The 15,445-nt window shown below is 70.3% G+C and carries 8 protein-coding genes; all 8 read left to right on the forward strand.

What is annotated here, in order from left to right:
• Positions 1 to 443 precede the first annotated feature (443 nt).
• The 8 genes from E3N86_RS08490 to E3N86_RS08525 all read left to right on the forward strand — a co-directional run bounded on the left by E3N86_RS08490 (position 444) and on the right by E3N86_RS08525 (position 15,255).
• Complete coding sequence (locus E3N86_RS08490) at positions 444 to 1,538, forward strand: FHA domain-containing protein (protein ID WP_166785054.1); 1,095 nt, start codon at positions 444 to 446, stop codon at positions 1,536 to 1,538.
• Between the two features lie 28 nt (positions 1,539 to 1,566).
• Positions 1,567 to 2,373, forward strand: a complete 807-nt coding sequence (locus E3N86_RS08495) for a PP2C family serine/threonine-protein phosphatase (protein WP_104099634.1) — start codon at positions 1,567 to 1,569, stop codon at positions 2,371 to 2,373.
• A 118-nt stretch (positions 2,374 to 2,491) separates the two neighbouring features.
• Positions 2,492 to 3,946 carry a serine/threonine-protein kinase gene (locus E3N86_RS08500; protein ID WP_134511755.1) on the forward strand — a complete coding sequence of 485 codons (1,455 nt, stop codon included), beginning with the start codon at positions 2,492 to 2,494 and terminating at the stop codon, positions 3,944 to 3,946.
• Positions 3,943 to 9,876, forward strand: a complete 5,934-nt coding sequence (locus E3N86_RS08505) for an Ig-like domain-containing protein (protein WP_134511756.1) — start codon at positions 3,943 to 3,945, stop codon at positions 9,874 to 9,876. The genes E3N86_RS08500 and E3N86_RS08505 overlap by 4 nt, the downstream gene beginning before the upstream one ends.
• 21 nt (positions 9,877 to 9,897) lie before the next feature.
• Positions 9,898 to 10,869, forward strand: coding sequence for a MoxR family ATPase (locus E3N86_RS08510; protein WP_104099631.1), 972 nt, complete (start codon positions 9,898 to 9,900; stop codon positions 10,867 to 10,869).
• Positions 10,866 to 12,239, forward strand: a complete 1,374-nt coding sequence (locus E3N86_RS08515; protein ID WP_241985995.1) for a DUF58 domain-containing protein — start codon at positions 10,866 to 10,868, stop codon at positions 12,237 to 12,239. The genes E3N86_RS08510 and E3N86_RS08515 overlap by 4 nt, the downstream gene beginning before the upstream one ends.
• Entirely contained in the window at positions 12,236 to 14,650 is a 2,415-nt protein-coding gene (locus E3N86_RS08520) for a transglutaminase-like domain-containing protein (RefSeq protein WP_241985996.1), read from the forward strand. The genes E3N86_RS08515 and E3N86_RS08520 overlap by 4 nt, the downstream gene beginning before the upstream one ends.
• Positions 14,647 to 15,255, forward strand: a complete 609-nt coding sequence (locus E3N86_RS08525; protein WP_134511757.1) for an FHA domain-containing protein — start codon at positions 14,647 to 14,649, stop codon at positions 15,253 to 15,255. Before E3N86_RS08520 ends, E3N86_RS08525 begins: the two co-directional genes overlap by 4 nt.
• Positions 15,256 to 15,445 lie beyond the last annotated feature (190 nt).

Genomic DNA, 15,445 nt, shown 5'->3' on the forward strand with positions numbered 1-15,445 from the left:
AGTTAGAGACCGCACGCCGTATTCCTGCCCCTTGAGTTTCTGTTCCTAGACAGTCAGAAACCTAGACAGGAAGCGGCGTGCGGCCGTTAAGGCGCTCCGAAACACCCACGGATACAGCAGGGGAGCCAGAATCTCCGTCGAATTCGTTCGGGACGGAGTTGATCCTCGGCTCGGTTCGGATCGACGCGGTGGCCGGAACGGACGTTCATCCCGCGCCGCGGCCCACTGCTCGATTGTGTCGGCGGCGAGAGCAATGGCCTCGTCGCGGAGATGCCGCACGGCGGACTCACGCACTCCGGCTACGGTAAAGACCTGTCGATGTTCGAGCTCGAGGACTACGCGCAAATCACGCACGCCATGTCATACATCGGCCACCGACCTGATCGGCCACTGAATCGGCGTCCGAATATTGATCGTCAACGTAACGGAAAGGCACCATACCCGTGGGGCGCGTCGGATACGAAACCGGTCTCGGCACCGAAGCCGCCTGGACCTTCGTCGTGGGGCGCGGCTTCATCGCCGCCCTGCCCGCCGGCACCCCGTCGGGCATCACCCTGACCCTGGCCGCGCTGGTGACGGCACCCCACGTCGAAGCCGAAGAGCTCGTCGCCCTGTTGCCACTCGGTGGCGAGCACGCCGTCGAGCATTTTGCGGTGATCATTCAGCGCGCTCCCACGGACGAGGACGGCATCCCCGTCTCCGTGGTCCTTCGCGGCGAAGTCGCGGTCGACGTGTACTCGGTCGGTGGGTCGCGCCGGTTCTCGGACGCCAGCATTCGCCCCTGGCTGCTGGCCGACTTCCGGGCCGTGACCGGTCTCACGGTGGGTTCCACCGGGCGACCCGTGGCCTCCTCGCGCGCCCTCGACTCCGGCCGACCATTCGGGCTCGGATCCGTGTTCGCGAACACCCTGTTCTGGTCGTTGGCAGAGCACAGCCAATCCGAGGCAGCGCAGGCCGACGCTGCGCAGGCCGACGCAGCGCAGGCCGACGCTGCGCTGACTGACGACTCACCTGCCGACGATGCCACGATCGTGCGCTCCGGCGCCGCGGGCCGCGCGGCGGACGCCGACACCGTTCTCGCCCGCCCGGCCGGGGCCGACACCCTGATCTCCGACGTCCGGGCGCCCGGGCAGCCCGGGCCTGCGGCCGGCGCACGGGCCCGGGCCCGGGCCGCCGAGGCTCGCTTTGCGTTCCGGCTGCCGAACGGGGAGGAGATCCCGCTGGACCTTCCCTGCCGGCTCGGTCGCCGACCGCGAGCGCCGCGCATCAGTGCCACCGCGCCGGTGCGGCTGATCGAGGTTGCCTCGCCCACCTCCGCCGTCTCCGGAACCCACGTGGAAATACGACAGGAGGGCGGCTCTGTCGTCGTCACCGACCTCGGTTCCACGAACGGCACCGTGGTGGCTCCGCCACGCGGGCGCAGGCAACGGCTCCATTCCGGCCAATCGCTCGCAGTGCTGCCCGGTACGACGGTGCACTTAGGGGACGGTAATATCATCGAGATCCTCCCCGCAGCCGGCAACACGCCCGGTCAGTAATCGCACGGCAATTTCGGAAGGCACAACCGTGACCCAGATTGGTCAAGGCTCAACCGGTTCCATCGTCGTACTTCCATCGGTGCAGAAAACCGTGACGCTGGCCTGGGCGGCGATCACCGACACCGGGCACCGCCGCCAGATCAACGAAGACAGCCTCGTCGCCGAAATTCCCGTCTTCGCGGTCGCCGACGGCATGGGCGGTCACTCCGCCGGCGACGTCGCCAGCGCCGCCGTCGTGACCCGGCTGGCCGAGCTCGCCGGAACGGACCACGTCGAAGCGGAGGCGATCAACGACGCGCTCAGCCGTTCCGTCGTCGACATGGCCTCGGGCGAGGGTGTGACCGACCTTGGCACCGGAACGACCGTGACGGGCGCCGCGCTGGCCGTCGTCTCCGGCGAGCCGCAGTGGATCGTGTTCAACATCGGCGACTCCCGGGTGTACCAGCTCACCTCCGGCGTGCTGGAGCAGGTCACCACCGACCACTCCGTGGTCCAGGAACTCGTGGACGCGGGCCGGATCACCAGGGACGAAGCGGATGTGCACCCGCACGGCAACATCGTCACCCGCGCCGTGGGCTTCCACGAACCGCCCGTGCCCGACTATCGCATCCGCCCCCTGCAGGCCGGGATGCGGCTCCTGATCTGCTCCGACGGCCTGACCAAGGAGCTGACGGCGTACGGCATCCGTCATTTCTTGATCTCCAACCCGCGGGCGGATGACGCGGCCAGGGCTCTCTTGGAAGCCGCGCTCGACAACGGCGGCCGCGACAACGTCACGGTGATCGTGCTCGACGTGATCACCGTCGGCGATGTCGTACCCCCAGAGTTGGGGTAGCTTTCTACCGCCCGTCCGGCAGCGAGACACCTAAAATTAGGGAGCGCCTGTCGAGTCACCCGGTCGATATGCGCCTACTCACGCACGACCCGCACTGATGATGACACCGGGAGGCGACATGGCACGGCGCTTACCCTCCACGCCGCCGAACCTGCCGGGATTCTCCTATCTCCGTCCGCTCGGATCCGGCGGTTTCGCCGACGTGTTCCTCTACGAGCAGAACATGCCCAGGCGCCAGGTCGCGGTCAAGGTACTCTTGTCCGAGATCGTCAACGATCACGTGCGCCAGCTATTCCAGGCCGAGGCCAACCTGATGGCCCAGCTGAGCTCGCATCCGTCGATTCTCACGGTTTTCCAGGCGAGCGTCTCCGCGGACGGACGACCGTATCTCGTCATGGAGTACTGCTCCTCGACCCTCAGCCAGCGCTACCGCTTTGAACCGCTCTCGGTGCCGGATACCCTGCGGATCGGTGTGAAGATAGCGAGCGCCGTCGAGACCGCGCACCGGTCCGGGGTGCTCCACCGGGACCTGAAGCCGTCCAACATCCTGGTCACCGCGTATGGGCACCCGGTGCTGTCGGACTTCGGGATCGCTGCCACCCTCGGCGAGGCCGAGAGGAGCGATGCCATCGGGCTCTCCATTCCGTGGTCGGCCCCTGAGGTGCTGCTCGGCGAGATCTCCGGGTCGGTCGCCTCGGAGGTGTGGTCGCTCGGCGCCACCCTCTACTCGCTCCTGGCCGGTATGTCCCCGTTCGAAGTGGCCGGTACCGAGAACGGTTCGGCCCAGATGATGGCTCGCATCAACAAGGCCCGCGTGCCGCCGCTCGACCGCGCCGACGTGCCGGCCCGGCTCGGCGCCATCCTGAATCGCTCGATGTCGCGGCGGCCGGAACTGCGGCAGCCGAGCGTGCTGGAACTCATCCGAGAGCTTCAATCGGTGGAGGCCGAACTCGGTCTCGCGCAGACGCCCCTCGAGGTGGAGCAGGACGGCTGGGCCGCCGCTGCCCCCGCCGACCAGGAGGACCGGACCCGGATCACGGGCATCAACTCAGTCGACGCCTACGCCGGCCGCCGCCGCCGGAAGGCGTCGCCAACCGGCCTCGGCGCGCGCTCGGCGACCTCGGCACTGCTGAGTACAGGGCAGCTGACCACCGGCCCGCAGGGGGACACTGTGACCACCCGGCCCAAGAAGCGGAGGCGCACGCTCACGGTATGGGGACTCGTGTCTGCGGCGGTGATCATCGTGGGACTCGCGACCACGGCGGCGACCGTGCTGGTGACCCAGGCCGGCACCGACATCCCTCTGGTCAGTGATGTGGATGGCGCGCTCCGCTCTGGAACCATCGTGTTCAGCTGGGCCGACCCCGGGGTCCGGGACGGCGACACCTTCGTGGTGACCCTGCGCAGCGGTCAGAGCAGCATCCAGCGGGGAACGGAATTCCGGGTCGACCCGCAGGGACAATCTCGGGTCTGTGTGACCGTCACGGTCAACCGGGACGGCAAGCTCGGCGCTCCGAGCGGGGAAAAATGCGTCGACACCGGCCTTCCGGGCGCGTCCGGCGGCGCCGGGTGATCCGTCGCTGGCTCGCCCGCCACCGCTCGCTCTTCGCCACCGCGCTCAGCGGCACCGTGGTCGTGGCCGTCATTGCCACCGTGGCCATCGCCTCCGGTGGATACACCGCGCAGCGCCTCGACCTCGGAGACGCGGCCGTCTGGGTGAGTAACGAGGCGCGCCAGGTCGTCGGGCGAGCGAATACGGCCGTCTTCGAACTGAACACGGTGGTCAGCGCCGGAAGCACCAGCCTCGACGTGGTGCAACGGGGCGCCACCGTGCTGGTGCTGGACCGTGGCAACAGCGCCCTCGACATCCTCGACCCCGCGACCGCGGAGGTGGCCGACAGCGTGGCCCTGCCGCCGGACGCTGCTTCGGTCTTCTTGGCCGGCGACCGGGCGGTGGTCACCGCGAACGGCGACGTCTGGAGCGTGGCCGCGAGCCAGCTGTCCGAGTTCGACAGCACCACCGAGCCGACGCTGGCCTTCGGCGCCGGCTCCGTGGTCAGCCTCGACGAGGCCGGCGTGCTGTTCGCCTTCACGCCGGCGACGGGGGAACTCTCCCAGGTCGACCTGCTCACCGCGGACACCATTACCAGCACGGTCACGCTCACGGCCGGCGAAACGGATGACCGCTACCAGCTGACCAGCGTCGACGGCCGGTGGGCGCTGCTCAACGCCTCGAGCCGGCGACTGTTCCAGGCGGAGGGGGTTGAAGACCTGTCCGGGAGCATCCGTTCCGGGGATGAGCCCGTCCTGTCGGAGCCGAGCGTGACGGGCGACCGCGTTCTCATCGCCCACCGTGAGGGGCTCATTGCGGTGCCCCGTGCCGGCGGACGCCTGACTCCGCTCGTCACCGGCCGGAGCGGGGACGCCGCCGCGCCCGTACAGGACGCCTACTGCGCCCATGCCGCTTGGTCGGACGGCACCGTCTGGCGCGACTGCGCGGCGGCCGGCGCGGAGGGCGGCACCGGAAGCGACGGCGCCACCGCCACCCTGTCCGGCGTCGCCGGGGACGCCCGGCTGGCCTTCCGCCGGAACGGAACCGGACTCGTGCTGAACGACGCCCGCAACGGCACGACCTGGGCCGTGCAGCAGGGCAACGAACTGATCGACAACTGGGCCGAACTGATCGACACCGACCCCGATCAGCAGCAGGTCGAGCAGGCGGCTGACGACACCCCGCCGGAGTTCGAGAAGTCCCAGGTGCCACCCGTCGCTGTCGATGACGCTTTCGGCGGCCGGCCGGGACGCACCGTCACCCTGCCCGTGCTGCTCAACGACTTCGACCCCAACGGCGACGTGCTGGTGATCTCGGCGCTCACCCCCGTGCCCGAGTCGGCCGGGCGGCTCGAGCTCGTGGCGGACACTCAGCAGGTGCAGCTGACCCTCACGCCGGAGGCATCCGGATCACTGAGCTTCGACTACATCATCGACGACGGGCGCGGCGGGAGCGCCTCGGCGACGGTCACGGTCGCGGTGCGCTCCCCCGAGGAGAACGCCGCACCCGTGCAGGCCCGCACGACGAACACCACGGTGCGCGCCAATGGACGGGTGACCACGGCGGTGCTGGGCGACTGGGTCGACCCGGACGGCGACCCGTTCTATCTGGCGGCGGCGACCGCGCCCGCACCGGACCAGGTCAGCTTCACGCCGGCCGGGTCCGTCGTCTACACGGATGCCGGCGCGGGCGGGGGCGCGAAAACGGTGGGCCTCACCGTCTCCGACGGCCGTGCCGGCGGGGCCGGCGCGCTCTCGGTGATGGTGCGGCCGAGCGGCTCGGTGCCCATCGTCGCCGAGGCGTTCGTGGTGCTTGCGACCGCCGGCAGCGAGGTGACCGTGTCGCCGCTGGAGCATGTGCGCGGTGGATCGGCGCCGCTGCGCCTGAGCAGCGTGCCGGCCAAACCCGAGGTGAACATCACTGCGGACTTCGACGCCGGCACCTTCCGGTTGCAGAGCAGCGTGGTGGGGGTGCACGAGATCGAGTACGCGGTGACGGATGGCGAACTCACCGCCACCGGCCGCATCCGCGTGAACGTGACGGCCGCGCCCGACGCCAGCAGCGCCCCCGTCACCGTGCCGCACACCGCATTCATCCGCGGCCAGCAGGCCACCCTCGTGGACGTGCTCGCCACGGACTCCGATCCGGCCGGTGGGGTACTCCTGGTGACGGGCATCACGGATGTCCCCGCCGACAGCGGGCTTCGAATCGAGATCCTCGACCAGCGCATCCTGCGCGTGACCCTGACCAAACCCCTCGAGGGCGGTACGGCCGTGTTCGGCTACCGGGTCAGCAACGGCCTCGCCGACGCCGCGGGCACGGTGACCGTGATCGAGATCCCGCCGCCGGCCCAAAAGCAGGCCCCGATCGCCGTGCCGGACTCGATCTCCGTGCGCGTCGGCGACGCCATCGACATCCCCGTGCTCGCGAATGACGAGCATCCCGAGGGCGACACCCTCACCCTGGCGCCGGAGCTCGCGACCGAACTGCCCGCTGGCGGCGGTCTGCTCTTCGTCTCGGGCCGGGTGCTGCGGTTCCTGGCGCCAGACACGGCCGGCAACGTCACCGCCGTCTACCGAGTGAACGCCCCGGACGGCCAGTTCGCGAACGCCGAGGTCAGCATCGCGGTGCGGGAAGCCGATCCCACCTCGAACAGCGCCCCCGTGCCGAAAACCGTGACGGCCCGTGTGCTCGCCGGGGACACGGTGAGCATCCCGATCCCGCTGTCCGGCATCGACCCCGACGGCGACTCCGTGCAACTGGTCGGCCAGGAGACCAGTCCGGAGAAGGGGTCGGTCACGGTCACAGGCGTGGACTCGCTCGACTACACGGCTGGGGAGTACTCGGCCGGCACGGACACGTTCAGTTACTCGGTGGTCGACGCGCTCGGGGCCCGGGCCGTCGGCACCGTTCGGGTGGGGATCAGCCCGCGCCTCGACGGCGCCCGCAACCCGGTCGCCACTCCGGACGAAGTCGTGGTGCGCCCCGGCAGCACGATTGCCGTGCGGGTGCTCGGCAACGACTCCGACCCCGACGGCGGCACCCTGAGCATCACCGGCGTGGAGGCGAGCGGCCAGGCGAGCAGCCAGGCCGACTCGGGCACCGCCGTCGTCGACGGCGACACCGTGGCCGTGACCTCACCCGTGACACCGGGCCGCTATGGCTTCATCTATGAAATCCAGAACGTGCGGGGCGGAACGAGTTCCACCTTCCTCACGGTCGTGGTCCGCGAGGACGCCCCGCGCTCGCGTCCGGATGCACGCGACACTCACGTGCCGCTGTCCGACGTGCTCGAGGCCCGGACCGTCGACGTCGACGTGCTGGCCAACGTCTTCTTCGCGGAAGGGCCGGCCACCGCATTGGCTCTGACGGTGCCCGAGCGTTTCTCGGGAATCGCCGAGGTGACGCCGGCCCGGCGCATCCGGGTCACGGTGGGCTCGACCAGCCAGATCATCCCGTTCGCGGTGACGCACCCGGAGGACGCGAGCATCGTGTCCTACGCGTTCATCTGGGTTCCCGGGACCGACGACGCCCTACCCCAGGTGCGCCGCGGTGCCCCGCCGCTGACCGTGCAGAGCGAGGCGCTGCTCTCCATCGACATCAACGACTATGTCGTCGCGGTCGGCGGAAAAAAGGTGCGCCTCACCGACCGCAGCCTCGTGCGGGCGACGCATTCGGACGGGGCCGCCCTGGCCCGGAACGACACCGGCCTCGCGTTCGCGAGCACCGACAAATACTTCGGGCCGGCGTCCATTTCGTTCGAGGTCACCGACGGTTCGGGGCCTGAAGACCCGGATGGGCGCACGGCGACCATCGTGCTGCCCATCGAGGTCACGCCCCGCGAGAATCAGCCGCCCGGTTTCAATGGAGCGGTGCTCGAGTTCGAGCCCGACCAGGAGAAGGTCATCGACCTGACCCGACTCACCAGTTACCCGTATCCGAACGACCAACCTGAGCTGGCGTACACCGTGCTCGACCCGCTTCCGACCGGTTTCAGCTATGCGCTCGACGGGCAGACGCTCACCCTGCGCGCCACGGAATCCACCCCGAAGGGCGCGCGGAGCACGATCACGATCGGCGTGCGCGACGGCGTTCAGGAGGGTCGAGCCGGCCGGGTCGACCTGCGCGTGGTCGCGTCAATGCGACCCGTCGCCATCCCCGTGACGGATGCCGCGGTCGCTCCCCGCGGTCGCACGACCGTCGTCGATGTGCTCGCGAACGACGGCGCCACCAATCCTTTCCCGTCCGTGCCGCTGCGCGTGCTCGCGGTGCGCGGCCTGGACGGCGGCGCCGTTCCGGCCGGGGTGAGCATCACGCCCAGCACGGACCGAAGCCGGCTGTCGGTCCGGGTGGCCTCGGACGCCGCGCCGACCGACCTGACCCTGCAGTACCAGGTGGCCGACGCGACGAACGACCCTGCCCGCTACGCCTGGGGCACCGTGCGCATCTCGGTGCAGGACAAACCTGACCCGGTGTCCAGCCTGCGCGTCACCGGCTTCTTCGATCGGGGCCTGTCCTTCTCGTTCAACGCCGGGGCCTTCAACAACTCAGCGATCACCGGGTATCAGATTTCCCTCCTCGACGCCGCGTCGCGGGCCGTGCTGTCCACCTCGCTCTGCTCAGCGACCTCCTGCCAGGTCGCGACGCCCGGCAACGGCCAGGGCAATGCTCTGCGAGTGTCGGTCGCCGCGCAGAACGGGATCGGGCTGTCCGAGGCGACCGTGCTGTCCGATCGGGTCTGGTCCGACTCGGTGCCGACCGCGCCGACCGGCCTGGTTGCGGAGCCGCTCGACGGCGGGCTGCGCCTGCGCTGGAACACCGTTGCCCCGGTGGGCGGCGGGACGGCGATTCGCGGCTATGTGGTGACCCGGAACGGCGCCGTCCAGGAGGAGGTCAGCGCTTCCGGATCGAGTTGCGCGGCGGGAACCTGCTCCGTCGACGTGATGGGCCTCGTCAACGGCGTGAACACTCCCTTTACGGTCAGCGCCCGCAACGACGCCTACCCGGCCCTGGCCGGTTGGAACAGCGCGGCGGGGAGTGCGACGCCGTTCGGCCCGGCCCGCGCCGGCGCGATCACGGCCAGCGCGGCCGACGCCGACGGAGCGGTGACCGTGACGTGGGACGGGTTCGACGGCCGCGGCGCCCTCATCGGCGGCTACTTCGTGCAGCGGCTGCGCGAAGATCAGGTTCCGACGGGTGCGCAGGCGTGCACGGTGTCCGCGTCGGGGGAGCTTCAGCCACCGACAGAGGGCGGCATCGTCGCCCAGCAGAAGGCGCTCGGCGGTGACGCGACCAGCACCGTGTTCGATAGCCTCCTCGCGGACAACGGCCGCTACTACTTCGCCGTCTGGGGGTACAACAAGGCCGGCTGCGCCCCGACGGCGGTGGCGAGTGTTCTCGTGCGCCCGGCGCCCGGACCTGTCACCGATGTGCAGAGCACCATGGCGGCGCGGGGCGATGCTTGGGATCTGCGCGTCGACGGGATCAACCCGAGTGCGGGCATCCGGGACTACCGGCTGCGCGCGGTCGACGGCTCCGGCGGGGTCGTTCCGAGATCCGAGAACGTCTTCGGCGGGGCCGGCTGGCCGCGCGAACTTCTGAGTCTCCCGTTCGGTGAGATCGTGCGTTATCAGGTTTCGGCCTGTACCGACTGGGGCTCGTGCGGGCCGTGGTCGGGCACGCTGACCGCGCCCGAGGCCTCCGTCAGCTTCACCGTGACCGGGCTTGCCTACGACCCGGCCACCGGAGTCATCAGCTGGACCAATGGGCCTCAGAACAACGGCCTTCCCGCCGCCTACAGCTGCTCGGTGCCCGGCGACGCCACGGTGACCCCGCGGGATGCCGACTCCCCGAACACCTGCAGGTTCGGCACCGGCGCGCCGCCCCCGCCGGCCGGTGCCGTGCTTCTGGCGGTGACCGTGAATAATCAGACCTATACCTATGCGCCGTGAACCAACGAAAGTGATCACCCCATGACGATGACCGCGGAGCAGGCGGCCCAGTTCGCCGACGTTTTCGACCGACTGGTGACCGGGGTCGAGCAGGTGCTGCTGGGCAAGCACCACGTCATCCGGATGTCGTTCACCGCGCTTCTCAGCGGCGGACACCTGCTGCTCGAGGATGTGCCCGGCACCGGCAAGACCTCGCTCGCGCGCGCCATCGCACAGAGCGTGCGCGGTACCAGCAACCGGGTGCAGTTCACCCCCGACCTGCTGCCGGGCGACATCACCGGGGTGAGCATCTACGACCAGCGCAGCGGGGCGTTCGAATTCCACCGCGGGCCGGTCTTCGCCAACATCGTTCTGGCCGACGAGATCAACCGGGCCAGCCCGAAGACCCAGGCCGCGCTGCTCGAGGTGATGGAGGAGGGTCAGATCACCGCCGACGGCGTCACCCACCCGGTGGCGGCCCCGTTCATGGTGATCGCCACCCAGAACCCGATCGAGCAGGCCGGCACATACCGGCTACCCGAGGCGCAGTTGGACCGATTCATCATGAAGGCCTCCATCGGCTACCCGGACCACGCCTCGACCATTCGCATCCTCGAAGGTGCCGGGCAGCGCGCGCACGAGGTGACCGTGCCTCCGGTGGTGTCCGCGGCGACCGTCGTCGAACTGGCCGCCCTGGCCCGCACCGTCTACGTCGACGCCACCATCAACGATTACGTGGCGCGACTGATCGACGGCACCCGCACGAGCTCCGAGGTACGTCTGGGCGTCAGCGTGCGCGGGGCGCTCGCGCTGATCCGCACCGCGAAGACCCTCGCCGCCGCGAACGGCCGCCACTACGTGGTGCCCGATGACATCAAGGAGCTGGCTCACGCCGTGCTCGGGCACCGGCTCGTGCTCGACCCCGAAGCCGAATTCGACGGTGTCACCGCCTCCAGTGTGATCGCCCGGGTGCTGATCGAGACTCCGCCGCCCAGCGACAGGCAGGCTGCGTGACGCAGATCGTGCCGGGTCCGGGCGCAGGCACAGCTACCGCGCCTGCGCTGCTCGCGCCCGCGCCGCCCGCTACTCTGCCGGTCGCAGTCTCCGGTGACGGCCGGCTGGCCGACTTCGCCGCGGCGGGAGTCCGGTTCGGGCGGGAATGCGGTGCTCGTGTCGCTGGCGCCCTGCGTGCGGTCTTGTCCGTGGTCACCCCGCTCGGCTGGGCCGTCCTGGCGGTCGTGGGGGTCTCGTTCCTGTTCGGCTATGCGCTGGGCTGGACCGAGCTGATCGTGATCGGCTGGGCCGGGCTCGTGCTCCTGGTGGCGGCATCCTGTTTCCTGATCGGTCGGAACGCGTTCGAGATCCACCTGCACCTGCCCGTGGAGCGGGTGGTCGTGGGGGAGCGGGTGCCCGGCCAGGTGAGCGTGCTGAACCCGACCCGCCGGAGGCTGCCGGGCGTGGGCGTCGAGGTGCCGGTCGGCTCCGGGCTGGCCGAATTCTCGATGCCGAGCCTCGCCCGCGGTGAGGACTTTTCGGACGTCTTCATCGTGCCGACCCGCAGACGCGGCGTGATTCCGATCGGTCCGGTGCGGACGGCGCGCGCCGACCCGATCGGGCTACTGCGCCGGGAGATCGTCTGGGCCGAACAGGTCTCGCTGTTCGTGCACCCGCGCACGGTCTCGATCCCGAGCATGAGCACGGGCTTCATCCGCGACCTTGAGGGCAATCCCACCCGTGACCTGACCAACAGCGACGTCTCGTTCCACGCGCTGCGCGAATACGTGCCCGGGGATGAGCGGCGCACCATCCACTGGAAGAGCACCGCGAAGACCGGCCGCTACATGGTGCGCCAGTTCGAGGAATCCCGCCGCAGCCACCTCATGGTCGCTCTCAGCCTGGCGCAGTCCGACTATGCCGGCGAGGACGAATTCGAGATGGCCGTCAGCGTCGCCGGCAGCCTGGGGGTGCGGGCCATCCGCGACGCGCGCACGGTCTCCGTTGTCGCCAGTGCGGTGCCGCCGGACTCCAGCCGACGACGGATGCCGGGACTCCGTCCGCTGAGCACCCTCACCCGCACCCGGCTGCTCGACGATCTCAGCGGCGTGGAACGCTCCTTGGCCGCCCTGCCGGTCAGCGAGCTGGCCAGGGCCGCAGCGGACACCGTGGCCGGCATCTCGGTGGCCTTCCTGGTGTGCGGGTCGGCCACCACCCTCACGCAGGTGCGCACGGCCGCCAGCCGTTTTCCGGCCGGCGTCGACGTGGTCGCCGTGATCTGCGCCCCGGAGACCGTCCCCAGCCTCCGCCGCGTGGCCGAGTTGAGCGTGCTCACCATCGGCTACCTCGACGACCTGCAGCACAGTCTCGCCCGAACGAAGGCGGCATGAGCGCGCGGTGGGTGAGGAGGGGCGGCGCGCGCCGAGGCGGGATGGCGGTCCGCGGCATCCGTCTGGACTGGCGCTTCATCGTCGGCAACACCGTCGGGCTGCTCCTGGCGACCCTGATCGCGAGCGCCTCGCTCTGGCCGGTCTATCAGAGCCGCGAGTTCATCGTGCTGGTCGGCGTCACCTTCGTGCTGGGTACCGTCGTCGCCATACTGGGGGCGCTGTTCCGCTGGGGCACCTGGCTGGTGGCGCTTTCCACCGTGGGGGTCTACCTACTCGCCGGGGTGCCACTGGCCGTTCCTGGTCGGGCGGTGCGCGGCATCCTGCCCACCCCGGACGGCCTGCTCGACCTGCTCGCCGCGACCGCGCTGAGCTGGAAACAGCTCGTCACCATCGTGCTTCCGGTCGGTTCCTATCAGGCGCTGCTCGTGCCCGCCTTCATTCTGGTGCTGCTCAGCACCGTGATCGGTCTGTCGGTCGCCCTCCGCGCCCCGGTCGGCGAGCTCGGCACACTGGCCCCCGCCATCCTGTTCGTCAGCGGCATCGTGCTGGGCCCGACGGTCGCGACCATGCCGATCGGAACCGGTCTCGGCCTCTTTGTCGTGCTCTTGTTCTGGCTGCTCTGGTTTCGCTGGATGCGCCGCCGTTCCGGCGTGCGGCTCGCCCTGCAGCAATCCCGCCGCAGCACGGCGTCGTCGTCCGACCGGCGGCTCGCGGCGGCCCGCGGGCTGGTCAGCGCAGCCGTGATCGTGGCGGTGGCGATCGCCGCGGGAACCGGGGCCGCGGTCGTGCTGCCGGCCGACGTGCCGCGCGACGTGCTGCGCGCTCGGGTGCAGCAGCCGTTCGACCCTCGGGACTACCCGAGCCCGCTGAGCGAATTCCGCGGTTACCTGCAGGCCGGGCGGGCGGATGCGGTGCTTCTCGAGGTGACCGGCCTCCCGAGCGGCGGCCGCCTCCGCTTGGCCACCCTGGACAGCTACGACGGGATCGTCTACTCGGTCGGCAGCGACCAGGTCAGCAGCGCGTCCGGCTCCTTCACCCGGCTGCCGGACCGTCTCGACCAGTCCCTGGTCGACGGCGACCCGGCCACCCTCACGGTGACCGTCGAGGGCTACACCGGCGTCTGGGTGCCCGGCGCCGGCCAGCTCGAACGCATCACGTTCAACGGCCCCACCCGGATCCTGCGCTCCGACTCCTTCTATTACAACGACAACAGCGGCACGGCCGCGGTGCTCACCGGGCTGGTCCGGGGCGATGGTTACCAGAGCGTGGGCGTCATCCCGCGGTCACCGGACAGCCTGGCCGACCTGCGACCCGGCAGCGCCGTGCTGCCTGCGCCCGCTGTTCTGCCGGACGAGGTCGAACAGACGCTCGCCCGCTACGTGCAAGCCGGCGACCCGCCCGGTGTGCAGCTGCAGGCCATGCTCGACGGCCTGAAAACGGATGGTTACATCAGCCACGGCATCCTTCCGGACGAACCGGCGAGCCGGTCCGGGCACGGCGCCGACCGCATCAGCGAGCTGTTCACCGACCAGCCCATGCTTGGCGACGCCGAGCAGTACGCCGTGGCCGCGGCCCTGATGGCGCGCCGGCTCGGCTTCCCGGCCCGGGTCGTCATCGGCTTCGTGCCGCAGGCGGCCGCCGGCGCCGAGGCCGCCTCCGGGGCCGAGGCGGTCCCCGTCGTCGGTTCCGACATCTCGGCGTGGATTGAGGTTTCCTCTACCGAGGGCTGGGCCACGATCGATCCGAACCCGGCCGTGCGGGACATCCCGGCTCGGGCCCCCGATGACCCGTCGGTTGTTTCCCGGCCGCAGTCGGTTGTGCCCCCGGCCCTCCCCGACCCGGTGGAACTGCGCGAGCCAGCCCCGCCGGAGAGCACCAGCGACGACCCGCCGGAACCGCTCAACCCGCTGCTGGTCTTCCTGCTCGCCGCGGCGACCATCGCCGCCTGGACGCTCCTCGGTCTCGGCGTACTGATCTCGCCCCTCCTGCTGATCGCCCTGGCCAAAGCACGCAGGCGGCAACTGCGCCGCACCCGGTCCACACCGCTCGACCGGATTCGGGGCGGCTGGCGAGAATTCACCGACGCCGCCGTGGACCATGGCATCGATGTTCCGGTGGGGGCCACCCGCACGGAAGTGGCCGCGCTGGTGCCGGGAGCGGAACCTCTGACACTGGCCGTCGCCGTTGACCGTGCCGTGTTCTCCCCGGAACGGCCGGGCAATGCCGCCGCCGAGGACGTGTGGACCGCGGTCACCGACCTGCGTCGCTCGCTCAACGCGGGGAGCAGGCGCACCGACCGGCTTCGGGCCCTCGTGTCGTTGCGTTCGCTGGGTCGGTACGCTGGAGGGGCATCCGTTCGCCGAACTGCCCCGAGCGGGAGCGGCCCTGCACCGGGAGGAGCCCGCCCATGAACTGTCTGATCTGCGGTGCGCAGCTTCCCGTCGGCGCCATGTTCTGCGGCGAATGCGGCAGCTCGAGCACGGCCACCCCGCTAACCCGGAAGCGACCGGACCCGCGGCCCAGCGACACAACGGTCATCCTGCCGCTCCGTCGGCGCTCCGTGATCTCGGTGCCGGTCGTGTCGGTGCCGGTCGTGGTGCCGGTTGTGTCGGTGCCGGTTGTGTCGGCTCCGGTCGAGGCTCCCGCCCCAGTGCCGCTCCAGGCTCCGGAACCCGCCCCCGCCCCTACCGCGTCCCTGTTCGTGCTCCAGTTCAGCACGGGGGAGACGATCTCGGCCCTCGGCACCGGCCTGATCGGTCGCCGGCCGCTCCCCCAGCCGACCGAACGCGTCGACATCCTGGTGCAGATCAACGACCTCGGCCGTTCGGTGTCGAAGAGCCACCTCGAGTTCGGCCAGTACGATGGCGAGTTCTGGGTCAGTGACCGGTACTCGGGCAATGGCACCATCATCCGTCGCCCGGATGCGGTGGCGGTGCGCTGCGAACCCGGCCGGCGCTATCTGGTGCCGCGTGGTTCCCGGGTCGAGATCGCGGACCAGTTCTTCATCCTCAATTAGTCCCTCACCAACTGACCCCTCCCCGGCCAGATGAGTGTGCCCAATGACCGTGGGCGCTGAAGGTCCGCGGATTGGAGTGTTCCGAGGCGATTATGCTCGGTGCCGGTGCCGGTGCCGGTGCCGGTGCCGCGCCGCTGCCGCCGCTGCCGCCGCCGAGCCGACGCCGAGCCGCGCCGCTGCCGCCGCCGAG

The sequence above is a fragment of the Cryobacterium sp. Hz7 genome, from assembly GCF_004402815.1.
Classification (GTDB): Bacteria; Actinomycetota; Actinomycetes; order Actinomycetales; family Microbacteriaceae; genus Cryobacterium; species Cryobacterium sandaracinum.